The sequence below is a fragment of the Methylibium petroleiphilum PM1 genome, assembly GCF_000015725.1.
Taxonomy (GTDB): Bacteria; Pseudomonadota; Gammaproteobacteria; order Burkholderiales; family Burkholderiaceae_C; genus Methylibium; species Methylibium petroleiphilum.
This window is the reverse complement of the sequence record NC_008825.1, coordinates 2,154,367-2,175,760: the sequence shown is the minus strand read 5'-3', so window position 1 is coordinate 2,175,760 and position 21,394 is coordinate 2,154,367. Positions and strand designations below refer to the sequence as shown.

Sequence of the window (21,394 nt, the reverse complement as noted above, 5' to 3'; positions counted from 1 at the left end):
AGTGGCGCGCGGCGGACGGTCGCGGGTGAGGAGGGCGCGCCGGGCGCCGGCTTCTTGAGCTTGAGGGTGGCCATGTCGGTGCCGATTGGATCATGGCGCGCCGCGGGCGCCGGGCTGGCCACTCAGGACGCCAGCCCGAACAGCTCGCGCAGTGCCTCGCGGTAGGCGCCCTGGCCGACGGCGTTGGTGTTGTGGTGCGAGCCACCTTCCACCAGCAGCCAACGCTTGGGCGACGCGGCGCGCTCGTACAGCGCCTTGCCGAGCGCGGGCGGGATCAGCCGGTCCTCGCTGCCGTGCACCACCAGCAGCGGCGAGCCGACCCGGGCCACCTTCTCCTGTGCGTCGAAGCGCTGCGTGATCAGTGGGCCCAGCGGCAGCCAGCCCCAGCGCATCTGCGAGAACACGTCGCGCACCGAGGTGAAGCTGCCCTCGACGATCAGCCCGGCCTCGTCGGGCACCTGCGCGGCGAGGTCGATCGCGATCGCGCCGCCCAGCGAGTGGCCGAAGATGTAGCGCGGCGCGCCCGGGTGCTGCACGGCAAGCCAATCCCAGGCGGCGCGGGCGTCCTCGTAGGCCATCTGCTCCGACGGCAGCTCGCCCGGGGCGCTGCGGCCGAAGCCGCGGTAGTCGATCGCCAGCACGTTGAAGCCCAGTTCCTGCATGCGCCGCACGCGGCGGGCGCTGCCGGTCACGTCCCAGCGCGCACCGTGCAGGTAGAGCAGCACCGGCGCTCCGGCCTGCGTGCCGTCGGGGCGCGGATGCCACAGGCCGTGCAGCCGCGCCGGCCGGCCGGTCGCGGTGGAGTCGAAGTCGATCCACACGTCGTCCATGCCCTCGGCGGCGGTCACTCCGCCGGCCCAGGGCGACGCGGCGGGCTGGAAGATCCAACGGCGCTGCTGGGTGTCGAGCGAGGCGCAGCCGGCCGTCAGCAGCACGAGGCCGAGCAGCAGGGCGACGAGGGCGGGTGCGATGCCGGGGCGGCGTGCGGAGCGGGGCGGTGCGGGCATGGGCGACAGAGCACCGCGCCGCGCAGAAGTTCAGCGGCCGCGCAGGAAGCGCTGGTCCAGCTCCTTCAGCGTGAGCTGGCGCCAGGTGGGGCGGCCGTGGTTGCATTGGTCGGCGCGCTCGGTGCGCTCCATGTCGCGCAGCAGCGCGTTCATCTCTTCGACGCTGAGGCGCCGGTTGGCGCGCACCGCGCCGTGGCAGGCCATGCTGGACAGCAGCTCGTGCTGCGCACGCTCGATCGCGTGGCTGGCGTCGTAGCGTGCCAGTTCGGCGAGCACCGACCGCGCCAGCGCCACCATGTCGCCGCCGGCCAGCGCGGCCGGGTGCGAGCGCAGCGCCAGCACGTTGGACGACAGCACCGTGAGGTCGAGGCCGAGCCGCGCCAGCGTCTCCACCTGCGCCTCGGCGGTAGCCACCTCGGCGGCGGTGGCCGGGAAGATGGCGGGGATCAGCAGCGGCTGCGATTCGATGCGTGCGCCGGCCAGGCCGGCCTTGAGCCGCTCGTAGACCACGCGCTCGTGCGCGGCGTGCATGTCGACGATGACCAGGCCGTCGCGGTTCTCGGCCAGGATGTACACGCCGCCCAACTGCGCCAGCGCGCGGCCCAGCGGCCAGTCGTCACCGCTCTGAAGGGTCAGCGGCAGGAACGGGGACGGAGCGCCACCGTCCGGCGCCGCATCGAGGTGCAGCAGCAGGTCGACCGATTCGCCGCTCGGTGCGGGCCAGGCCGGCCGGCGCTCGCTGACGCCTGCCCCCAGGCCCAGCCCGGCCTGCTCGGCCAGCGGGCTCCACACGGCCGGCCGGGTGGGCTCGAACAGCGCGGGCCGGGTCTCGTCGGCACGCGGCAGCGCCAGCGCGTCCTCGGCGGCGTGTCGCACCGCCTGGTGCACCTCGCGGCCGTCGCGGAAGCGCACCTCGATCTTGGTCGGGTGCACGTTCACGTCGACCCGCGAGGGGGCGATCTCGATGAACAGCACGTAGCTCGGCTGGCGCCCGCCGTGCAGCACGTCGGCGTAGGCGGTGCGCAGGCCGTGGGAGATGAGCCGGTCGCGCACGTGGCGGCCGTTGACGTAGACGTACTGCTCGTCGGCCCGGGCACGCGCGGCATCGGGCAGGCCGATGCGGCCGCTGATGCGCAGGCCGGTGGGCTGGGCCGTGACCTCGCGGCTGTGGGCCATGAAGTCTTCGCCCAGCGCGTCGCGGATGCGCTGCTCGAGCGGCGCGCGGCGCCACTGCGCCAGCAGCTTGCCCTCGTGCCAGACCGCGAAGCCCACGTCGGGCCGCGCCAGCGCGTGGCGGCGCACCGCCTCCAGGCAGTGGGCCAGCTCGGTGGCGTCGGTCTTCAGGAACTTGCGGCGTGCGGGCGTGCTGAAGAACAGCTCGCGCACCTCCACGCTGGTGCCCACGCCGCGCGCGGCGGGCACCAGCTCACCGGAGCGGGCGTCGAGGCGCTGCGCGTGGGGGGCGTCGGCGTGGCGGCTGGCGATCGACAGCTCCGACACCGCGGCGATGGCGGCCAGCGCCTCGCCGCGAAAGCCCATCGTCGACACGTTCTCCAGCTCGTCGAGCGAGGCGATCTTGCTGGTCGCGTGGCGCTTGAGCGCCAGCGGCAGCTCGCTGGCGGGGATGCCGGCACCGTCGTCCTCCACCAGGATGGCGCGCACGCCGCCGGCCATCAGCTTGACGACGATCTCGCGGGCGCCGGCGTCGAGGGCGTTGTCGACCAGCTCTCGCACCACCGAGGCCGGCCGCTCGACCACTTCGCCGGCGGCGATCTGGCTCACCAGCTCGTCGGGCAGCTCACGGATCTGCCGGCGCGGGCCGGCCGGGGACAACACGGCATTCATCGAGAAGATTGTAGGAGCGCGAAATCGGGCGTCGGCCTGTTATGGTCACGGGCACCGCCTCGATCGACCCTCGACTTCCTCTCACGCATGCACGACCTCACGCTGATCGTCACGCTGGCCGGCGGGCTGGCCTTTGCCCTGCTGCTGGGCACGCTGACGCGTCGGCTCGGCCTGTCGACGCTGGTGGGCTACATGCTGGCCGGCATCGTGGTCGGCCCCAACACGCCGGGCTTCGTGGCCGATCAGTCGCTGGCCTCGCAGCTGTCGGAGATCGGCGTGATCCTGCTGATGTTCGGCGTGGGGCAGCACTTCCATCCGCAGGAGCTGCTGCGCGTGTGGCGTCTCGCGGTGCCCGGCGCGGTGGCGCAGAGCCTGGTGGCCGGCGTGGCCGGCTGGGCCGCGGCGCGCGCCTTCGGCTGGTCGCATGCGGCCGGTGCGGTGTTCGGCATGTCTCTGGCGGTGGCGAGCACCGTGGTGCTGATGCGCATGCTGGTGGAGCGCGACCGCCTGAGCTCGCGCGACGGCCATGTGGCGGTGGGCTGGCTGATCGTCGAGGACCTGTTCACCGTCGCGGCGCTGGTGGTGCTGCCGGTGCTGGCGAGTGACTCCTCCGATGCGCAGAGCCTGGGCAGCGCGCTGCTGCTGGCGATGGGCAAGGTCGCGGCCTTCGTGGCGATCGTCATGCTGGTCGGCACCCGTGTGGTGGGCCGGCTGCTGGAGCGCGTGGCGGGCGCGCGCTCGGCCGAGCTGTTCACGCTCACGGTGTTCGTGGTGGCGCTGGGCGTGGCGGTGCTGGCGTCGGAGCTGTTCCATGTGTCGGTGGCGCTCGGGGCCTTCTTCGCCGGGCTGGTGGTCGGGCAGTCGCGCTTCGGGCCGCAGGCGGCGGCCGACATGGCGCCGTTCCGCGACGTCTTCACCGCGCTGTTCTTCGTGTCGGTGGGCATGCTGTTCAACCCGAACCTGGTGGTGCAGCAGCCCGCGCTGGTGCTCACCGCGCTGGGCGTCGTGCTGCTGCTCAAGCCGCTGGTGGCGGTGGTGATCGTGCTGCTGCTGCGCTCCGACTGGCGCACCGCCGCGACGGTGGGCGTGGGGCTGGCGCAGATCGGCGAGTTCTCCTTCATCCTGGCGAGCCTGGGGTTGAGCCTGGGTGTGATCCCCAAGGAGGCGCTGGACGTGCTGGTGGTGGCGGCCATCGTCTCGATCGCGCTCAACCCGGTGCTGTTCCGCCTGGTCGAGCGCTGGCTGCCGAAGGAGCACGGCAGCGCGCCCGAGGAAGAGGTGCCGCTCGCCTCCACCTATGCGCCGGACGCGCCGGGCGCCGCGGTGGTGCTGGCCGGCTACCGCTCGCTCGGTCGGCGCGTGGTGCAGCGCTGCGCCGCCGCCGGCATCCCGCTGTGCGTGGTGCAACACGAGGCGATCGAGGCGCTGGAGGGCCTGCCGCCCGGCGTGGCCCAGATCTACGGCGACCCCGGACGCCCCGATGTGCTGGCCGCCGCCGGACTGGGCCAGGCGCACATGCTGGTGGTGGCCGACATGCCGCTGGTGGAGAAGATGCAGGTCTGTCGCGCGGCGCGCCAGCTCAACCCGCGCGTGGAGATCGTCGGCGCGGCGATGAACGATGCCGAGGCCGCCTGGCTGCGCGACTTCGGCGCCGAGTTCGTGGTCGATGCGCTGGACGAGCAGACCGAGCAGATCACCCGCGCCATCCGCGCGCGGCTGTGAGCCGCCGTCGCCGTCACGGTCGCCCCGGATAATCGCGTCCCATGGAAATCATTGCCTACCTGATCGACTTCATCCTGCGCGTCGACGTGCACCTCGCGGCCTTCGTGCAGGCCTACGGCGCCTGGGTCTACGCGCTGCTGTTCCTGATCGTGTTCGTCGAGACCGGCGTGGTGGTGATGCCCTTCCTGCCCGGCGACTCGCTGCTGTTCGTGGTGGGCACGCTGTGCGGCGCCGGGCTGATGAGCCTGCCGCTGGCGATGGGGCTGCTGCTGGTGGCCGCGGTGCTGGGCGATCAGACCAACTACTCGATCGGGCGCTATTTCGGACCGAAGGTGTTCCAGTGGGAGAGTTCGCGCTTCTTCAACAAGCGCGCCTTCGACCAGGCCCACGCCTTCTACGAGCGCTACGGCGGCATCACCATCGTGCTGGCGCGCTTCATGCCGTTCATCCGCACCTTCGCGCCCTTCGTGGCCGGCGTGGCCGCGATGAGCCGCGGCAAGTTCACCGCCTACAACGTGCTGGGGGCGGTGCTGTGGGTCTGCGGCCTGGTGCTCGCCGGCTACTGGTTCGGCAACATCCCGTGGGTGCAGCAGAACCTCAGCAAGATCATCTGGGCCATGATCATCATCCCCGGCGTGGTGGCGCTGTTCGGCGCCTGGCGCGCCAGCCGCGGCGAGGGCAAGGCGCAGGCCGTCTGACGGCTCAGTTCGGTGCGAGTTCCGCCACTGTCTGTTGTCTTCGCATGCGTCTCGACGGCAAACTCAAATCCTGGAACGATGAGCGCGGTTTCGGCTTCATCGATCCGGTTCATGGTGGGCAGGATATCTTCGTCCACATCAAGGCCTTTCCTTCAGGAACCGGTCGACCTACCGTCGGGCAGGCCGTAACTTTCGAGGTAGAACTCGGCCCCAACGGAAAGAAGCGCGCGCGCTCGGTGCAGTACCCGGTGCGTGGTCGATCCCGCAAGCCGCTGCGCTCCGAAGCCCCGGCTGACTGGACGCTCCCCCGACTACTCGCTATTCCCGCATTCGTCGCGATCTACTACGTTGTGGCGAGTCACTGGCCGGTCAAGCCGGTCGTCGCGGCCATCTACGTGTTCGTCAGTCTTGTTGCCTTCATGGCATACGCGCTGGACAAGTCAGCGGCCATCCAGAAGCGCTGGCGAACGTCCGAAGGAACACTGCTCCTCATCGGGCTCGCCTGCGGCTGGCCCGGATCCCTGGTCGCGCAGCAGTTCCTGCGGCACAAGTCCTCCAAGCCGAGTTTCGTGGCCGCATTTTGGTTGACTGTGCTGCTGAATGTCGCGGGGTTCGTCGTCCTGCATGCGGGTGTGCTTCCGCTGCCGTGGTTGTGACGAAATGGCTCGACGCCCTCGATAGCACCCACATCCCAGGCAGGCCAGCGGCGACACCGCGACACCGGTGCAAGGCCGGTTCTGTCCGTCACATGGAGCGGTTGCGCGCCAGCGGCGGGTTCTTCGCGAAGTAGCGCAGGATGCCGCTCAGCAGCGCCTCCACCAGCTGGGTCTGGTAGGCCGGGTCGCGCAGGCGCTTCTCCTCCTCGGGGTTGGAGATGAAGGCCGTTTCCACCAGGATGGAGGGCACGTCGGGCGCCTTCAGCACCGCGAAGCCGGCCTGCTCGACGCGCGGCTTGTGCAGCCGGCCGACCTGTCCGATGCGGCCCAGCACTTCGCTGCCGAGTCGCAGGCTGTCGCGGATCTGCACGCTGGTGCTCATGTCGAGCAGGGCGCGCGTGACGGCGGCGTCCTTGCTCTTGATGTTGGTGCCGCCCACCAGGTCGGCGGCGTTCTCCTTCTGCGCCATCCAGCGCGCCTCCACGCTGGTGGCGCCGCGCTCGCTGAGCGCGAACACCGAGGCACCGCGCGCATGCGGCTTGATGAAGGCGTCGGCGTGGATGGAGATGAACAGGTCGGCCTGCACCCGGCGCGCCTTGCGCACGCGCTCGTTGAGCGGCACGAAGAAGTCGGCGTCGCGCGTCATCATCGCGCGCATGTTGGGTTGCTCGTTGATGCGGGCGCGCAGGCGCTGCGCCACCTGCAGCACCACGTCCTTCTCGCGCAGGCCGGTCGGGCCGATGGCGCCGGGGTCCTCGCCGCCGTGGCCGGGATCGAGCGCGACGATCACCAGCCGTTCGGCGATGCGCTTGGCCGCCGCAGCACCCGCTGACGGCGGCTCGCTGCCGGCCACCGGCGGCACCGGCAGCGGCCCGGTGGCGCTGGCGGCGGGCTTGTTGCCGTGCCCGCCCATCTGGCCGATGAAGTCGCCCAGTGCGTCGTTCACCGCCGAGGCGGCGCGGTCCGAGGGCTCGGCGGCGGCGCGGTCGGCGTAGACCTTCTCCTGCACCAGCGCGAGCAGTGGGTCGCGCTCGGCGGTCGGGTAGAGGTCGAACACCAGCCGGTGCCGGTAGGCGGCCACCGGATCGAGCGTGAAGACCTGCGGCGCGGTGGGCTGTTTCAGGTCGATCACCAGCCGCACCACGCGCGGCTGGTTCTGGCCGACGCGCACACCGGAGATGAAGGGATCGCCGGCCTTCACCTTGCCGACCACCTCGCGCAGCTCGGGGCTGAGTTCGAGGCCTTCGACGTCGATCACCACGCGCTGCGGGTTCTCGGCCATGAAGTGCTTCGCGGCGAGCGCGGTGTCGGACTCGATGGTCACGCGGGTGTAGTCGGCTGCCGGCCACACGCGCACCGCGACGATGCTGGCGCCGAAGGCCAGTTCGCGCGAGCCGAGCAGCAGCACGACCGAACCGGCGCGTTGCAGCAGTCGGCGTCGGGAGGGTTTCATCGCAGCAGCTCCCGGCCGCGCTCGGTGTAGGCCATCAGGGTCACGGCGCGTTGGTCGCCATCCAGCGGCGCAAGTTCCACGCGCAGGTCGGGGACGGGCAGGGTCTCGCCGGCGTTCTGCGCCCACTCCACGAGCTTGAGGCCCGGGCCCGCGAAGATGTCGCGAAAGCCCGCGTCCTCCCACTCGCGCTCGTCACCGAAGCGGTAGAAGTCGAAGTGCCAGGCAGGCCCGGTGGCGAGTTCGTACGGTTCGACCACCGCATAGCTCGGGCTCTTCACGCGGCCGGTGACGCCCAGCGCGCGCAGCAGGTGGCGTGTGAAGGTGGTCTTGCCGGCGCCGAGCGGTCCCTGCAGCTCGACGAAGGCGTCGCGCAGCGCCGCATGGGCGGCCAGTGCGGACGCGCGCGCCGCGCAGGCGTCCTCGTCGGGCCAGTGTTCGTGTCGGGTTTCTAGAATCGGTGGATGCATCGAACGCAAGGCGTCCCGGACGAGCAGGCCGTGATGGCCGGGCTGCGCCGTGAGGCGCGCGAGCTCGGATTTTCACAGATCGGTGTGGCCGACGTGGACCTGCGCAGCGCAGAGCCCGGCCTGCTGGCCTGGCTGGCGCAGGGCTTCCACGGCAGCATGCACTACATGGCGCTGCACGGGCTGAAGCGGGCACGGCCCGGCGAGCTGGTGCCGGGCACGGTGCGCGTGATCACCGCGCGCATGGACTACCTACCGGCCGCGCTCCCCGAGGGCTGGCAGACGATCGAGTTCGAGCGCCTGCGCCGGCCCGAGGCGGCGACCGTGTCGCTCTATGCCCGGGGCCGCGACTACCACAAGGTGCTGCGCGCGCGGCTGCAGACACTGGCCGATCGGCTCGGTGAGCGGCTGGGCCCGTTCGGCCACCGCGTGTTCACCGATTCGGCGCCGGTGCTGGAGGTGGAGCTGGCCTCGCGCAGCGGCATCGGCTGGCGCGGCAAGCACACGCTGGCGCTGTCGCGCGAGGCCGGGTCGATGTTCTTCCTGGGCGAGATCTACGTCGACCTGGCGCTGCCGCTCACCGAGCCGGTGGACGCGCACTGCGGCAGCTGCCGCGCCTGCATCGACGTGTGTCCCACGCAGGCGATCGTCGGCGAGCGACGGGTCGATGCGCGGCGCTGCATCTCCTACCTGACGATCGAGCACGACGGTCCGATCCCGGCCGAGCTTCGCGCACCGATGGGCAATCGCATCTACGGCTGCGACGACTGCCAGCTGGTGTGCCCCTGGAACAAATACGCCACGCGCGCCGTGCTGCCCGACTTCGACACCCGCGAGGTCTTCGATGCGCCGACGCTGCTGGGGCTGTGGGCCTGGTCCGAGGCCGAATTCCTGAAGCGGACCGAGGGCAGCGCGATCCGACGCATCGGCCCCGCGCGCTGGCGGCGCAACCTGGCGGTGGCGCTGGGCAATGCCTGGCGTGAGCAGGGCGATCCGGCGGTCGCGCAGGCGCTGCAGGCGGCGCGTTACGGTGCGAGCGAGCTGCTGCGCGAGCACATCGACTGGGCGCTGGCGCAGCGCGCCTGAGCGGCCTCGCGGCCGGTGCACGGGCGGACTCAGCCCACCGCGAGCCGCAGCGCGATCCACGCGGGCAGCGTGACCATGCCGAGCAGGGTCGACACGGTCACCAGCCCGGCCACGAAGGGCCCGTGGCCGCCCATGCGCACCGCCAGCACGTACGCGCTCGACGCGGTGGGCATCGCAGCGAAGGCCACCAGCACCGTCAGTTCGAGCGGCGGCAATTGCCGCCACAGGCCGAAGCCGAGCGCGAAGGCCGGCAGCAGCGCATGGCGGATCGTCAGCAGCGCGGTGGCCAGTTTCGGTGCGATCGTCAGCCCTCCCAGCTGCAGGCCGGCGCCGACCGCCATCAGCCCCAGTGGCAGCGCTGCGCTGCCGATCCGCTGCAGGGTGGTGCCGACCGCATCGGGAAACTGCAACCCCAGCAGGTTCGCCACCAGGCCGCCCAAGGTGCTGAGGATCAGCGGGTTGCGCATCAGCTCGCGGCCGAGGTGGTGGCCGCCGTGGCGCGCCAGAGGCAGCACCGCGCCAGCGTTGCACAGCGGCACGCACACCGCCACCAGCACGGCCATCTGGGCCACGCCGGCCGCGCCGCCCAGGCGCTCAGCCATCGCCAGCGCCACGTAGGAGTTGAAGCGGAACGCCGTCTGCGCCCCGGAAGCGTGCAGCATCGGGTCGACCCCGGGCCAGCGACCCAGCGCGTAGGCCAGCCCCATGCCCAGCACCACGGTGGCCACGCCACCGAGGGCGAGCGAGGCGGCATCGGCCGGATTCAGCGGGTTGCGAACGATCGAGGTGAACAGCAGCACCGGGAAGAGCAGGTGGTAGACCAGCTTCTCCATCGACTCCCAGATCGGGCGGTTCAGCGTGGTGTAGCGGCAGACGAGGAAGCCGACCACGATCAGCAGGAAGTCGGGCAGCAGGAGCAGGATGTCGCGCATGTCGGAACCGGGGCAGGGGCTCCTAGAGTAACGGTTGACCCTGTGAGGGGTTTCCACAATCGGCGATGGCAAACCTCGGGGGCACAGTCGACCGCATTGCCCAATTCTTCCAGGAGCGCTCAATGGTTTCGAGTTCGCGTCGCATCGTGGTGGCCGCCTGCGGGGTGCTGGCGGCCCTCGCCCCGGTCACGATGGTGTTCGCCCAGGCCTACCCGAGCAAGCCGGTGCGGCTGATCGTGCCGTTCGCGCCGGGCGGCACCACCGACATCGTGGCCCGTGTCGTGGCCGAGAAGATGAACGGCCCGCTCGGACAGACCGTGGTGGTCGAGAACAAGGCCGGCGGCGGCGGGATCATCGGTGCCAACGAGATCACCAAGGCGGCACCGGACGGCTACACGATCGGCATGGCCACGGTGTCCACCACGGCGTCCAACCCGGCCATCAACCCGAAGACGCCGTACAACCCGCTGACCGACTTCACGTCGATCATCAACATCGCGGCGACACCGAACGTCATCGCGGTGCACCCCAGCTTTCCCGCCCGCGACTACAAGGGCTTCCTCGCCGAGCTGAAGAAGAGCCCGGGCAAGTACAGCTTCGCGAGCTCCGGCACCGGCGGTATCGGCCACCTGCAGATGGAGCTGTACAAGAGCCTGTCGGGCACCTTCGTGACGCACATCCCGTACCGCGGCGCCGGCCCGGCGCTCAACGACACGGTGGCGGGCCAGGTGCCGATGATCTTCGACAACCTGCCGTCGGCGCTGCCCTTCATCAAGGACGGCCGGCTGATCGCGATCGTGGTGGCCGCGCCCGAGCGCCTGGCGGTGCTGCCGAACGTGCCGACCTTCAAGGAGGTGGGGCTGGAGCCGGTGAACCGGATGGCCTACTACGGCTTCCATGGCCCGAAGGGCATGCCCCGGGATGTGGTCGACAAGATCGCCGCCGCGACCAAGAAGACGCTCGAGGACCCGTCGGTGCGCAAGCGCATCGAGGACACCGGTTCGCTGATCGTGGCGAACACGCCGGAGCAGTTCACCGCCCAGACGCAGGCCGAGTTCGAGGTCTACAAGAAGGTGGTCGAGCAGCAGAAGTTGAAACTCGACTGAAGCCCACCCCTGGCTCGTGCTGTCCAGCGGCTCCAACGGGGGTGAGCCAGCTTTAGGCACACTGCGTGCCTGATGTCAGCCGAGCCACACGACGAACTGCCCCCGCTGCCCGCCGACAGTGCGGTCGCGATCGACGCCTTTCTCGAGGCGCTGTGGGTCGAGGACGGGCTGTCGGACAACACCCTGGCCGCCTACCGGCGCGACCTGACGCTGTATGCGCGCTGGCTGGTCCACGCCAGCGGCAAGCCGCTCGACGGCAGCGGCGAGGCCGACCTGCGCGCCTACGCGCTGGAGCGGCACGCCGGCACGCGTGCGACCAGCGCGAACCGTCGGCTCACCGTCTTCCGGCGCTATTTCCGCTGGGCGCTGCGCGAGCATCGGCTGAGCGCCGATCCGACCCTGAAGCTGCTGGCCGCGAAGCAGCCGCTGCGGGTGCCCAAGACGCTGAGCGAGGCGCAGGTGGAGGCGTTGCTGGAGGCGCCGGACGTCGACACGCCGCTCGGCCTGCGCGACCGGGCGATGCTGGAGATCCTGTACGCCAGCGGCCTGCGCGTCAGCGAGCTGGTCACGCTGAAGAGCGTGAACGTGGGCTACTCGGAGGCGGCCCTGCGCGTCACCGGCAAGGGCAGCAAGGAGCGGCTGGTGCCGTTCGGCGAGGAGGCGCACGGCTGGCTGATGCGCTACCTGGCGGAGGCGCGCGCGGCCATCCTGGGCGGCCAGGCGAGCGACGCGCTGTTCGTCACCGCACGCGGCGGCCCGATGACGCGGCAGGCGTTCTGGCAGCTGATCAAGCGGCATGCGGGCGCCGCCGGCATCCAGGTGCCACTGTCGCCGCACACGCTGCGGCATGCGTTCGCCACGCACCTGCTCAACCACGGCGCCGACCTGCGTGCGGTGCAGATGCTGCTGGGCCATGCCGACATCTCCACCACGACCATCTACACGCACGTGGCGCGCGAGCGGCTCAAGCAGTTGCACTCACAGCATCACCCGCGCGGCTGAACACGGGCCGCAGGAGCGGCCGACTACCATCGGGGCCTTGAAGCACCGCCTCCTGCCTCCCGTCGGCTGGCTGCACGAACTGCGCCGGCGCACCCGCGTGCTGAGCCTGGTGAAGATGACGGGCACCACGCTCGGCATCACGCTGTTCTTCGTGGCCTACTTCTGGGTGATGCGCCACACGCCGCAGGCGATCACGACGATGCCGCTGATCGCGATGGACGACTGGGTGGACTTCCAGCCCGCCGCGCTGCCGCTGTATGCGTCGCTGTGGTTCTACGTGTCGATCGCCCCGGCGCTGCTGGACGACGCGCGCGAGGTGCGCACCTATGCGCTGTCGGCGCTGCTGCTGAGCCTGGTCGGGCTGGCGATCTTCTGGTTCTGGCCGAGCAAGGTGCCCGAGTTCGACATCGACTGGGCCCGCCACGAGGCGGTGGCCTTCCTGAAATCGGCCGACGTAGCCGGCAACGCCTGCCCGTCGCTGCACGCGGCGTTCGCGGTGTACACCGCGGTGTGGTTCGAGCGCGTGTTCCGTCAGACCTCGGCCGGCCTGGTGATGCGCGGCCTGAACGCGCTCTGGTGCATGGGCATCCTGTACGCCACGCTGGCGATCCGGCAGCACGTGGCGCTGGACATGCTGGCCGGCAGCGCGCTGGGCGGGCTGGTGGGCTGGCTGAGCCTGCTTTCGCTGGCGCCCCGTCCGCTCGTCCGCCCTGCGGCGGGCGCCCCGGCGCCGCGCACGGGCGAGACCTGAGGCGCCGGCCTGGGACAATCGGGCCATGGATCACAGCTTCGTCTCCGCCTTCGTCCTGCTGCTGCTGGTGCTCGACCCCTTCGGCAGCCTGCCGATCTTCATCTCGGTGCTGAAGGGCGTGCCGCCCGAGCGGCGCACCCGCGTGGCGGTGCGAGAGGTGCTGATCGCCTTCTGCGTGCTGCTGGCCTTCATGTTCGCGGGGCAGGGCTTCCTGAACCTGATGCACCTGTCGGAGCGCTCGCTCGAGGTGGCCGGCGGCGTGATCCTGCTGATCATCGCGATCCGCATGATCTTCACGTCGGGCTCGCAGATCTACGCGTCCGACGGGGGCGCGCGCGAGCCCTTCATCTTCCCGCTCGCGGTGCCGCTGCTGGCCGGGCCGTCGGCGATGGCCACGGTGCTGCTGCTGGCCTCGCGGCAGCCGCAGCAGCTGATGCAATGGGTCGGCGCGGTCAGCGCGGCGATGCTGGTGTGCGGCGCGGTGATGCTGGCGGCCGACCGCATCCGCAAGCTGCTCGGACACTCGATGGTGTCGGCGATCGAGAAGCTGATGGGCCTGGTGCTGACCGCGGTGGCGGTGGAGATGATCCTGGCGGGGTTGAAGCGCTACTTCTTTGACAGCCTTTGAGCTGCCTCATCCGCTCAGGTAGGCCAGCTCCTCGGCGCTGAAGCCCGCCGCTGTGCGGGCCGCCAGGTTGAAGGGCGGACGCGGGCGCGGCGCCTCGTAGCGCGCTGCGAGTTCGGGGTAGAGCGCCACCGGGTCCAGGCCCTCGCGCTCGCACAGCCAGCGGTACCAGCGGTTGCCGATCGCGACGTGGCCGATCTCGTCGCGCAGGATGATCCCGAGGATCTCGACCGCGCGCGCATCGCCGGCTGCGGCGAACTTGCGCTGCAGCGGCGGGGTGGCGTCGAGCCCGCGGGCCTCCAGCGTGCGCGGCACCAGCGCCATGCGGGCGATGGGATCGTGGGCGGTGCGCTCGGTCATGATCCACAGGCCGTCGTGGGCGGGGAAGTCGCCGTACTCGTGGCCCAGGCTCAGCAGGTGCTCGCGCAGCAGCGTGAAGTGCAGGGCCTCCTCGCCGGCGACCTGCAGCCAGTCGAGGTAGTAGGCGGCCGGCAGGCCCGGAAAGCGCCAGAGGGCGTCGAGCGCGAGGTTGATGATTTAGAATGTAGGAAGATTGGCTCCTGGGGTCATCCATGCTCAAAGCGTGGTCCTACATCCGGTTCAGCAGCGAGAAGCAGGAACTTGGCGACAGCCTTGCCGTACGAGCCGGCCTGGGCGTTCGGGGACAGCGACGCGAGGGGGACGCGCTTCTTGACCGTCACCCAACCCATTACTCGCCTCCGGCGGCAATGAGCGTGGCGCGACGCGCCTTCTTCTCTGAGCGCTTCTCAGGCTCCGCAGGGTCAGCGAGCGATGCGCTGTCCTTCTCTTCAGCCTCCGCGCCGATCAGCAGGGCTCTGGTGCGCCGACGAGCCTCTTGGTCAGAGGTCGCCATCGCCACGCGGTCGGCCAGAACCTTCTGACCTTCTCGCTCCTGCTCAAGCGCCTGCTCAGCCTTGAGCTTCGATGCCTCTGCCTGTGCGCGCTGCCTGGATGCTTCTTCCTGCGCGAGGATCTCTGCCTGACTTGGTCCGCTGTATCCGCCACCCATACACATGCTCGTTCACTCCCGAATTGCTCGGGCTATTTAGTGAACCGAGAGGTTGGAGCCCTCATCGAGTACTTCGGCTTTGGCGCATGGGGTCCGCTCGCTCAAGGTGCAGCGTTCTTCCTGAGCGGTCTACCTGCGTGGGTCAGCGTGCGCGCGTTCTTCGCCTGGACCGAGAACAACAAGACCACGTCGCTCGTTGACATGATCAAGCAGCTTCGTGAAGCGTTGTTCAAGTGAGATTCACACCGGCCCAGGCGTGATCGGTTACGCGTTGTAACTTCCTACGTTCTAAACGTACTTGATCGCGTTGAACTCGATGTGGGCGATGGCGTGCAGCAGCGAGGCCCGGCCCTCGGGACTGGCCATCGAACGTTGCGGCACGCGCAGCGCCGGCAGCAGCAGGGGCCGTGCGGGCCGGCCGGGCAGCGGGCCTGCAGGCTGAAGCATGGCCGTGGTGTCGAGCGCGAGCGCATCGCGCCGGGCCAGCAGTGCGCGCGCCGCAGAAGCCTTGGCCAGTGGATCGCATTCCTGCAGCAGCGTCAGCGCTTGGCTTCGCAGTTCAAGGGCTTGCTCGCCGGCGCAGGGCAGGTCGGGATGCATCCGTAAAATTATCGCTTTGCCGGAGTTGCCCATGGCCCTGTACCAGCTCGATGATCGCGTGCCGCAGGTGCACGCGACGGCCTATGTGGCCGAGAGCGCCGAGCTGATCGGCAGCGTGGAGATCGGCGAAGGCGCCAGCGTGTGGTCGCAGGTCACGATGCGCGGCGACAACGAGCCCATCGTCATCGGTCGCCACTCCAACGTGCAGGAAGGCAGCGTGCTGCACACCGACCCGGGCTGTCCGCTGGTGGTGGGCGAGGGCGTCACCGTGGGGCACCAGGCGATGCTGCACGGCTGCACCGTCGGCGACGGCGCCCTGATCGGCATCCAGGCGGTGGTGCTCAACCGCGCGAAGATCGGCCGCAACTGCCTCGTCGGTGCCGGCGCGCTGGTCACCGAAGGCAAGGAGTTCGAGGACGGCATGCTGATCCTCGGCAGCCCTGCCAAGGCGGTGCGGCCGCTGAGCGAGGAGGACATCGCGCGCATGCGGCGCGGCACCCAGACCTATGTGGAGCGCGGGCAGCGCTTCAAGGCCACGTTGAAGCGCGTGGGTTGAGCCCCATATGCAGCCGGATCCATCGGGCGAGGGGCAGTCATGAGCGAACTCCATAAATTCATCTTCGAGGGCCTGCCGGTGCGCGGCATGCTGGTGCGTTTGACCGGCGCGTGGACCGAACTGCTGGCACGCCGGGGGACAGAGCGGGCGCATCCGGCGCCGGTGCGCACGCTGCTCGGCGAGATGGCGGCCGCCGGGGTGCTGATGCAGGCCAGCATCAAGTTCAACGGCGCACTGGTGCTGCAGATCTCGGGCGACGGGCCGGTGAAGCTGGCGGTGGCCGAGGTGCAGCCCGACCTGGCGCTGCGGGCCACGGCCACGGTGGTCGGCGACGTGCCGGCCGGCGCGCGGCTGGAGGCGCTGGTCAACGTGGGCGGGCGCGGCCATTGCGCGATCACGCTGGACCCCAAGGACCGCTACCCGGGCCAGCAGCCCTATCAGGGCGTGGTGCCGCTGCATGGTGACCGGCGCGAGCCGCTGCAGCAGCTGTCGGAGGTGCTGGAGCACTACATGCTGCAGTCGGAGCAGCTCGACACCAAGCTCGTGCTGGCGGCGAACGACGACGTGGCCGCCGGCCTGCTGATCCAGCGCCTGCCGGTCGAGGGCGAAGGCAACCTCGGCGCGCGGAACGAGGACGAGATCGGCCTCAACGAGGCCTACAACCGCATCGCCCACCTCAGTGCGACGCTGACGCGCGAGGAGTTGCTGACGCTGGACGCCGACACCCTGCTGCGGCGGCTGTTCTGGGAGGAGACCGTGCGCCGCTTCGAGCCGCTGACCGGCGAGCACGGGCCGCGCTTCGCCTGCAGCTGCTCGCGGGAGCGCGTGGCGCGCATGCTGCGCGGCCTGGGGCGCGAGGAGTTCGACGGCCTGATCGCCGAGCGCGGGCTGGCCGAGGTGGGCTGCGAGTTCTGTGGCGCCCAGTACCACTTCGATGCGGTCGACGGCGGCGAGGTCTTCACGGCGCCCCGCGACCAGCCGCCGGCCTCGCGCGCCGTGCAGTAGCGAAGGCCGTCCGCACGATCGTGAAACGCCGATGAACGGCCGGATTCCGGCCTGTTCTGGTGCCGGTTCACGGGACAGCGCCCCGCCGCGGTGCTACAGTGCACCTCGAAATTTGGTCCTTCCCGTCCCCTTTTCTGGTTCTGTTGAACAAGCAAAGGCGGGTCGCAATCCGCCAACCGGTCCAGCCGTGTCGCGGAAGGTTTTTCAACCAGCCAACGTCCTGGATACCAGGGTGAAAGGTGAGCGAAGATGATGCAGCAGTACCGGTCGAACTCGTACCTGTTCGGGGGCAACGCGCCCTACGTCGAGGAACTGTACGAGTCCTATCTCGACAACCCGGGTTCGGTCCCCGAGAAATGGCGCGCCTACTTCGACGCGCTTCAGCACGTACCGGCCACCGACGGCTCCGAATCCCGCGACGTGGCGCATGCGCCGGTCGTCGAATCCTTCGCGCAGCGCGCCAAGGCCAACGCCTTCGCCGTCAAGGCCAGCGCCGCCGAACTGGCGGTCGCGCGCAAGCAGGTGCACGTGCAGTCGCTGATCGCGGCCTACCGCACGCTGGGCGCCCGCTGGGCCGACCTCGACCCGCTCAAGCGCACCGAGCGCCCCAAGATTCCCGAACTGGAGCCGGCGTTCTACGACCTGAGCGAGTCCGACATGGACATCACGTTCAGCGCTACGAACACCTACTTCACCACCGCCGAACAGCAGACGCTGCGTGAGATCCTGCAGGCGCTGCGCGAGACCTACTGTGGCTCCATCGGCGCCGAGTTCATGCACATCACCGAGCCGGTCGAGAAGCGCTGGTGGCAGCAGCGGCTCGAAAGCGTGCGGGCCAAGCCGAGCTTCTCCGCGGCGCAGAAGACCCACATCCTCGATCGGCTGACCGCCTCCGAAGGCCTGGAGCGCTATCTGCACACCAAGTACGTCGGCCAGAAGCGCTTCTCGCTCGAGGGCGGCGAGAGCTTCATCGCCTCGATGGACGAGGTGGTGCAGCGCGGCGGCGAGCGCGGCGTCCAGGAGATCGTGATCGGCATGGCCCACCGTGGCCGCCTCAACGTGCTGGTCAACACGCTGGGCAAGATGCCCAAGGACCTGTTCGCCGAGTTCGACCACACCGCCAAGGAAGAACTGCCGGCGGGTGACGTGAAGTACCACCAGGGCTTCTCCAGCGACGTGACCACGCCGGGCGGCCCGGTCCACCTGAGCCTGTCGTTCAACCCCTCGCACCTGGAGATCGTGAATCCGGTGGTGGAAGGTTCCGTCAAGGCGCGACTCGACCGACGCGGCGACAAGGAAGGCGACACGGTGCTGCCGGTGCTGGTGCACGGTGACGCGGCCTTCGCCGGGCAGGGCGTGGTGATGGAGACGCTGGCGCTGGCGCAGACGCGTGGCTACTACACCGGCGGCACGGTGCACCTGGTCATCAACAACCAGATCGGCTTCACCACCAGCGACCCGCGCGACTCGCGTTCCACGTTGTATTGCACCGACGTGGTCAAGATGATCGAGGCGCCGGTGCTGCACGTGAACGGCGACGATCCCGAGGCCGTGGTGCTGTGCACCCAGCTCGCGCTCGACTACCGGCAGGAGTTCAACAAGGACGTCGTCGTCGACATCATCTGCTTCCGCAAGCTGGGCCACAACGAGCAGGACACGCCGTCGCTGACCCAGCCGCTGATGTACAAGAAGATCGCGGCCCACCCCGGCACGCGCAAGCTGTACGCCGACAAGCTGGTCGCCCAGGGCACGCTGAAGCCCGACGAGCCCGACGCGATGGTGAAGGCCTTCCGTGCCGCGATGGACGCCGGCAAGCACACGGTCGACCCGGTGCTGACCAACTACAAGAGCAAGTACGCGGTCGACTGGACGCCCTACCTGAACCGCAAGTGGACCGACGCGGCCGACACCGCGCTGCCGCTGGCCGAGATCAAGCGTCTGGCCGAGCGCATCACGACCATCCCGAAGGGCTTCAAGGTCCATCCGCTGGTCGAGAAGGTGCTCGCCGACCGCGCGGCGATGGGCCGCGGCGAGATCAACGTCGACTGGGGCATGGGCGAGCACCTCGCCTACGCCTCGCTGGTGGCGAGCGGCTATCCGGTACGTCTGTCCGGCGAGGACTGCGGCCGCGGCACCTTCACCCACCGCCATGCAGTGCTGCACGACCAGAACCGCGAGAAGTGGGACGAAGGTACTTGGACGCCGCTGCAGCACGTGGCCGACGGCCAGGCGCCGTTCGTCGTGATCGACTCCATCCTGTCGGAAGAGGCGGTGCTCGGCTTCGAGTACGGCTACGCCTCGGCCGACCCGACCACGCTGACGATCTGGGAAGCGCAGTTCGGCGACTTCGTCAACGGCGCGCAGGTCGTGATCGACCAGTTCATCGCCTCCGGCGAGGTGAAGTGGGGCCGCGCGAACGGACTCACGCTGCTGCTGCCGCACGGCTACGAAGGGCAGGGACCTGAGCACAGCTCGGCGCGCCTCGAGCGCTTCATGCAGCTGGCGGCGGACAACAACATGCAGGTCTGCCAGCCGACCTCGGCGAGTCAGATCTTCCATCTGCTGCGTCGCCAGCAGGTGCGCATGTTCCGCAAGCCGCTGGTGGTGATGACGCCGAAGTCGCTGCTGCGCAACAAGGACGCGGCGTCGCCGCTGTCGGAGTTCACCCGCGGCGAATTCCGCACGGTCATCCCCGAGCAGAACGCCGACATCGACGCGGCCAAGGTCAAGCGCGTGATCGCGTGCTCGGGCAAGGTCTACTACGACTTGGTGAAGCGTCGCGACGAGAAGAAGAGCACCGACGTGGTGATCCTGCGCGTGGAGCAGCTCTATCCCTTCCCGCACAAGGCCTTCGCGACCGAATTGAAGAAGTACCCGAACGCGACCGACGTGGTGTGGTGCCAGGACGAGCCGCAGAACCAGGGCGCGTGGTTCTTCGTGCAGCACTACGTGCACGAGAACATGCTCGAGGGGCAGAAGCTCGGCTACGCCGGCCGACCGGCGTCTGCCTCGCCAGCCGTCGGCTACGCGCACCTGCACCAGGAGCAGCTCAAGGCCCTGCTGGACCAGGCCTACGGCAAGCTCAAGGGATTCGTCCTGTCCAAGTGACGTCATCGCGGACGCGTGCGCGGCGATGAACCGCGGCCTTCGACCGGCCCTTGCGCCGGTCGGAGCTGCCGGATCCGCGCGATGCGTCATCCAAACAACGAAGAAAGCATTCCATGGCCATCATTGAAGTCAAAGTCCCCCAGCTGAGCGAGTCCGTTGCCGAAGCGACGCTGCTGCAGTGGAAGAAGAAGCCCGGCGAAGCCGTGGCGATCGATGAGATCCTGATCGAGATCGAGACCGACAAGGTCGTGCTCGAGGTGCCGGCACCGGCTGCCGGCGTGCTGGCGCAACTGGTCAAGAACGACGGCGAGAGCTGCGTCAGCGACGAGGTGATCGCGAAGATCGATACCGAGGGCAAGGAAGCGGTCAGCCCGCTCGAGGTCAAGCCGGTGCCCGAGGTCAAGCCGGCGCCCGGCGCCGCGTCCGATACGGCCGGCGCGAAGGGCGACGTGGCGATGCCCGCGGCCGCGAAGCTGCTGGCCGAGAACCAGCTGGGTGCGGGCCAGGTGGCCGGTAGCGGCAAGGATGGTCGCGTGACCAAGGGCGACGTGCAGGCAGCGCTGCAGACCGGCGCCAAGGCAGCGGCGCCCGCCGTCGCTGCCCCGGCAGCGGCTGCCGTCTCGGTGCCGGTCGCGCCATCCGTCGCCAAGGCGCTGCCCGCCGTCACGGTGCCGGCCGCGCTGAACTTGGGCGACCGCCCCGAGCAGCGCGTGCCGATGTCGCGCCTGCGGGCCCGCGTGGCCGAGCGGCTGCTGCAGTCGCAGGCGACCAACGCCATCCTGACCACCTTCAACGAGGTCAACATGGCCCCGGTGATGGAGATGCGCAAGCGTTTCCAGGAGAAGTTCGAGAAGGAACACGGCGTCAAGATCGGCTTCATGAGCTTCTTCGTGAAGGCGGCGGTCGCGGCGCTCAAGCGCTACCCGGTCATCAACGCCAGCGTGGACGGCAACGACATCGTCTACCACGGCTACTTCGACATCGGCATCGCGGTGGGCTCGCCGCGCGGCCTGGTGGTGCCGATCCTGCGCAACGCCGACCAGATGAGCTTCGCCGACATCGAGAAGAAGATCGCCGAATTCGGCCAGAAGGCCCGCGACGGCAAGCTGTCGCTCGAGGACCTGACCGGCGGCACCTTCTCCATCTCCAACGGTGGCACCTTCGGTTCGATGCTGAGCACGCCGATCATCAACCCGCCGCAGAGCGCCATCCTGGGCGTGCACGCGACGAAGGACCGCGCGGTGGTCGAGAACGGCCAGATCGTGATCCGGCCGATGAACTACCTGGCGATGTCCTACGACCACCGCATCATCGACGGCCGCGAGGCGGTTCTGGGCCTCGTGGCGATGAAGGAAGCGCTGGAAGACCCGGCGCGCCTGCTGTTCGATATCTGATCGTCTCGAGACCGGTTCCCGATTGACGAGCATGGCCTGGATCTACCTCGCGCTGGCGGGCCTGTTCGAGATCGGCTGGCCGGTCGGTTTCAAGCTGTCGCAGCAACCGGCCTACAAGGTCTGGGGCATCGCCGCTGCCGTGCTGTCGATGGGGCTGTCGGGTTGGCTGCTGTGGCTGGCCCAGCGCGAGATCCCCATCGGCACGGCCTACGCGGTCTGGACCGGCATCGGCGGCGCAGGCACCTTCCTGATCGGGGTGCTGTTCTTCGGCGACTCGGCGTCGCTGGCGCGGTACCTCGGCGTGGCACTGATCGTCGGTGGCGTCATCACACTCAAGCTCGCCCACTGAACGCG

The 21,394-nt window shown here is 69.5% G+C and carries 21 protein-coding genes and 1 pseudogene; 14 read left to right on the top strand and 8 right to left on the bottom strand.

Annotated elements, in window-relative coordinates:
* Window positions 1-122: 122 nt before the first annotated feature.
* Window positions 123-1,007, bottom strand: a complete 885-nt coding sequence (locus MPE_RS10250) for an alpha/beta hydrolase (protein WP_011829627.1) — start codon at window positions 1,005-1,007, stop codon at window positions 123-125.
* 30 nt (window positions 1,008-1,037) lie between these two features.
* Window positions 1,038-2,852: a DNA mismatch repair endonuclease MutL gene (mutL, locus tag MPE_RS10245; RefSeq protein ID WP_011829626.1), complete on the bottom strand. Its 1,815-nt coding sequence runs from the start codon at window positions 2,850-2,852 to the stop codon at window positions 1,038-1,040.
* Window positions 2,853-2,939: 87 nt separating this feature from the next.
* Between mutL and MPE_RS10240 the strand changes: the two genes are divergently transcribed.
* Genes MPE_RS10240 through MPE_RS24860 form a run of 3 tightly spaced genes read left to right on the top strand, consistent with a single transcriptional unit; the run spans window position 2,940 to window position 5,928 of the window.
* The gene (locus MPE_RS10240) at window positions 2,940-4,574 is read left to right on the top strand and encodes a cation:proton antiporter (protein WP_049820797.1); all 1,635 of its coding nucleotides are present in this window, start codon (window positions 2,940-2,942) and stop codon (window positions 4,572-4,574) included.
* A 41-nt stretch (window positions 4,575-4,615) separates the two neighbouring features.
* Entirely contained in the window at window positions 4,616-5,272 is a 657-nt protein-coding gene (locus MPE_RS10235; RefSeq protein WP_011829624.1) for a DedA family protein, read from the top strand.
* Between the two features lie 44 nt (window positions 5,273-5,316).
* Window positions 5,317-5,928, top strand: a complete 612-nt coding sequence (locus MPE_RS24860) for a DUF1294 domain-containing protein (protein WP_011829623.1) — start codon at window positions 5,317-5,319, stop codon at window positions 5,926-5,928.
* A gap of 88 nt (window positions 5,929-6,016) precedes the next feature.
* On the opposite strand, the gene MPE_RS10225 is transcribed toward MPE_RS24860, so the two are convergent.
* Both MPE_RS10225 and tsaE read right to left on the bottom strand, forming a co-directional pair.
* Entirely contained in the window at window positions 6,017-7,381 is a 1,365-nt protein-coding gene (locus MPE_RS10225) for an N-acetylmuramoyl-L-alanine amidase (RefSeq protein WP_011829622.1), read from the bottom strand.
* Window positions 7,378-7,848 (bottom strand): tRNA (adenosine(37)-N6)-threonylcarbamoyltransferase complex ATPase subunit type 1 TsaE, encoded by a 471-nt coding sequence (tsaE, locus tag MPE_RS10220; protein WP_011829621.1) that lies wholly within the window; start codon window positions 7,846-7,848, stop codon window positions 7,378-7,380. Before tsaE ends, MPE_RS10225 begins: the two co-directional genes overlap by 4 nt.
* A 33-nt stretch (window positions 7,849-7,881) precedes the next feature.
* Between tsaE and queG the strand changes: the two genes are divergently transcribed.
* A complete protein-coding gene (gene queG / locus MPE_RS10215) occupies window positions 7,882-8,931 on the top strand; it encodes a tRNA epoxyqueuosine(34) reductase QueG (protein WP_011829620.1) in 1,050 nt (349 codons plus the stop codon).
* Between the two features lie 29 nt (window positions 8,932-8,960).
* Here the strand turns inward: queG and MPE_RS10210 are convergent, their stop codons facing one another.
* On the bottom strand, window positions 8,961-9,863 hold the full coding sequence (locus MPE_RS10210; protein ID WP_011829619.1) for an AEC family transporter: 903 nt from the start codon (window positions 9,861-9,863) through the stop codon (window positions 8,961-8,963).
* Between the two features lie 191 nt (window positions 9,864-10,054).
* On the opposite strand from MPE_RS10210, the gene MPE_RS10205 reads away from it, so the two are divergent.
* The 4 genes from MPE_RS10205 (at window position 10,055) to MPE_RS10190 (ending at window position 13,350) form a co-directional block, all read left to right on the top strand.
* The gene (locus MPE_RS10205) at window positions 10,055-10,969 is read left to right on the top strand and encodes a tripartite tricarboxylate transporter substrate binding protein BugE (protein ID WP_148211038.1); all 915 of its coding nucleotides are present in this window, start codon (window positions 10,055-10,057) and stop codon (window positions 10,967-10,969) included.
* A 72-nt stretch (window positions 10,970-11,041) separates the two neighbouring features.
* On the top strand, window positions 11,042-11,971 hold the full coding sequence (xerD, locus tag MPE_RS10200; protein ID WP_011829617.1) for a site-specific tyrosine recombinase XerD: 930 nt from the start codon (window positions 11,042-11,044) through the stop codon (window positions 11,969-11,971).
* A gap of 37 nt (window positions 11,972-12,008) precedes the next feature.
* A complete protein-coding gene (locus MPE_RS10195; protein WP_011829616.1) occupies window positions 12,009-12,722 on the top strand; it encodes a phosphatase PAP2 family protein in 714 nt (237 codons plus the stop codon).
* Between the two features lie 25 nt (window positions 12,723-12,747).
* A complete protein-coding gene (locus MPE_RS10190) occupies window positions 12,748-13,350 on the top strand; it encodes a MarC family protein (protein ID WP_011829615.1) in 603 nt (200 codons plus the stop codon).
* Between the two features lie 6 nt (window positions 13,351-13,356).
* Here MPE_RS10190 and MPE_RS10185 read toward each other — a convergent pair.
* Together MPE_RS10185 and MPE_RS10180 are read right to left on the bottom strand one after the other, a co-directional pair.
* A pseudogene (locus MPE_RS10185) lies at window positions 13,357-13,881 on the bottom strand (ferritin-like domain-containing protein); the annotation flags it as partial.
* A gap of 175 nt (window positions 13,882-14,056) precedes the next feature.
* On the bottom strand, window positions 14,057-14,377 hold the full coding sequence (locus MPE_RS10180) for a hypothetical protein (RefSeq protein ID WP_041929636.1): 321 nt from the start codon (window positions 14,375-14,377) through the stop codon (window positions 14,057-14,059).
* 39 nt (window positions 14,378-14,416) lie between these two features.
* Between MPE_RS10180 and MPE_RS23970 the strand changes: the two genes are divergently transcribed.
* Complete coding sequence (locus MPE_RS23970) at window positions 14,417-14,614, top strand: hypothetical protein (protein ID WP_011829612.1); 198 nt, start codon at window positions 14,417-14,419, stop codon at window positions 14,612-14,614.
* Window positions 14,615-14,665: 51 nt separating this feature from the next.
* Here the strand turns inward: MPE_RS23970 and MPE_RS10175 are convergent, their stop codons facing one another.
* Window positions 14,666-15,010 carry a DUF455 family protein gene (locus MPE_RS10175; RefSeq protein ID WP_202796697.1) on the bottom strand — a complete coding sequence of 115 codons (345 nt, stop codon included), beginning with the start codon at window positions 15,008-15,010 and terminating at the stop codon, window positions 14,666-14,668.
* On the opposite strand from MPE_RS10175, the gene MPE_RS10170 reads away from it, so the two are divergent.
* From MPE_RS10170 to MPE_RS10150, 5 genes are all read left to right on the top strand, one after another.
* Window positions 15,009-15,533 carry a gamma carbonic anhydrase family protein gene (locus tag MPE_RS10170; RefSeq protein ID WP_011829610.1) on the top strand — a complete coding sequence of 175 codons (525 nt, stop codon included), beginning with the start codon at window positions 15,009-15,011 and terminating at the stop codon, window positions 15,531-15,533. The two genes, MPE_RS10175 and MPE_RS10170, sit on opposite strands and share 2 nt — an antisense overlap.
* A gap of 39 nt (window positions 15,534-15,572) precedes the next feature.
* Window positions 15,573-16,538, top strand: coding sequence for an Hsp33 family molecular chaperone HslO (gene hslO, locus MPE_RS10165; protein WP_011829609.1), 966 nt, complete (start codon window positions 15,573-15,575; stop codon window positions 16,536-16,538).
* A 249-nt stretch (window positions 16,539-16,787) separates the two neighbouring features.
* Window positions 16,788-19,646, top strand: a complete 2,859-nt coding sequence (locus MPE_RS10160) for a 2-oxoglutarate dehydrogenase E1 component (RefSeq protein WP_011829608.1) — start codon at window positions 16,788-16,790, stop codon at window positions 19,644-19,646.
* A gap of 113 nt (window positions 19,647-19,759) precedes the next feature.
* Window positions 19,760-21,040 carry a 2-oxoglutarate dehydrogenase complex dihydrolipoyllysine-residue succinyltransferase gene (odhB, locus tag MPE_RS10155; protein WP_011829607.1) on the top strand — a complete coding sequence of 427 codons (1,281 nt, stop codon included), beginning with the start codon at window positions 19,760-19,762 and terminating at the stop codon, window positions 21,038-21,040.
* 31 nt (window positions 21,041-21,071) lie between these two features.
* The gene (locus tag MPE_RS10150; protein WP_011829606.1) at window positions 21,072-21,389 is read left to right on the top strand and encodes a DMT family transporter; all 318 of its coding nucleotides are present in this window, start codon (window positions 21,072-21,074) and stop codon (window positions 21,387-21,389) included.
* Window positions 21,390-21,394: the final 5 nt, after the last annotated feature.

Excerpts from the sequence above, each read along its gene's own strand:
- MPE_RS10250 (WP_011829627.1), bottom strand. The coding sequence starts at position 1,007 with ATGCCCGCACCGCCCCGCTCCGCACGCCGCCCCGGCATCGCACCCGCC.
- mutL (WP_011829626.1), bottom strand. The coding sequence starts at position 2,852 with ATGAATGCCGTGTTGTCCCCGGCCGGCCCGCGCCGGCAGATCCGTGAG.
- MPE_RS10240 (WP_049820797.1), top strand. The coding sequence starts at position 2,940 with ATGCACGACCTCACGCTGATCGTCACGCTGGCCGGCGGGCTGGCCTTT.
- MPE_RS10235 (WP_011829624.1), top strand. The coding sequence starts at position 4,616 with ATGGAAATCATTGCCTACCTGATCGACTTCATCCTGCGCGTCGACGTG.
- MPE_RS24860 (WP_011829623.1), top strand. The coding sequence starts at position 5,317 with ATGCGTCTCGACGGCAAACTCAAATCCTGGAACGATGAGCGCGGTTTC.
- MPE_RS10225 (WP_011829622.1), bottom strand. The coding sequence starts at position 7,381 with ATGAAACCCTCCCGACGCCGACTGCTGCAACGCGCCGGTTCGGTCGTG.
- tsaE (WP_011829621.1), bottom strand. The coding sequence starts at position 7,848 with ATGCATCCACCGATTCTAGAAACCCGACACGAACACTGGCCCGACGAG.
- queG (WP_011829620.1), top strand. The coding sequence starts at position 7,882 with ATGGCCGGGCTGCGCCGTGAGGCGCGCGAGCTCGGATTTTCACAGATC.
- MPE_RS10210 (WP_011829619.1), bottom strand. The coding sequence starts at position 9,863 with ATGCGCGACATCCTGCTCCTGCTGCCCGACTTCCTGCTGATCGTGGTC.
- MPE_RS10205 (WP_148211038.1), top strand. The coding sequence starts at position 10,055 with ATGGTGTTCGCCCAGGCCTACCCGAGCAAGCCGGTGCGGCTGATCGTG.
- xerD (WP_011829617.1), top strand. The coding sequence starts at position 11,042 with ATGTCAGCCGAGCCACACGACGAACTGCCCCCGCTGCCCGCCGACAGT.
- MPE_RS10190 (WP_011829615.1), top strand. The coding sequence starts at position 12,748 with ATGGATCACAGCTTCGTCTCCGCCTTCGTCCTGCTGCTGCTGGTGCTC.
- MPE_RS10180 (WP_041929636.1), bottom strand. The coding sequence starts at position 14,377 with ATGGGTGGCGGATACAGCGGACCAAGTCAGGCAGAGATCCTCGCGCAG.
- MPE_RS10170 (WP_011829610.1), top strand. The coding sequence starts at position 15,009 with ATGGCCCTGTACCAGCTCGATGATCGCGTGCCGCAGGTGCACGCGACG.
- MPE_RS10175 (WP_202796697.1), bottom strand. The coding sequence starts at position 15,010 with ATGGGCAACTCCGGCAAAGCGATAATTTTACGGATGCATCCCGACCTG.
- hslO (WP_011829609.1), top strand. The coding sequence starts at position 15,573 with ATGAGCGAACTCCATAAATTCATCTTCGAGGGCCTGCCGGTGCGCGGC.
- MPE_RS10160 (WP_011829608.1), top strand. The coding sequence starts at position 16,788 with ATGATGCAGCAGTACCGGTCGAACTCGTACCTGTTCGGGGGCAACGCG.
- odhB (WP_011829607.1), top strand. The coding sequence starts at position 19,760 with ATGGCCATCATTGAAGTCAAAGTCCCCCAGCTGAGCGAGTCCGTTGCC.
- MPE_RS10150 (WP_011829606.1), top strand. The coding sequence starts at position 21,072 with ATGGCCTGGATCTACCTCGCGCTGGCGGGCCTGTTCGAGATCGGCTGG.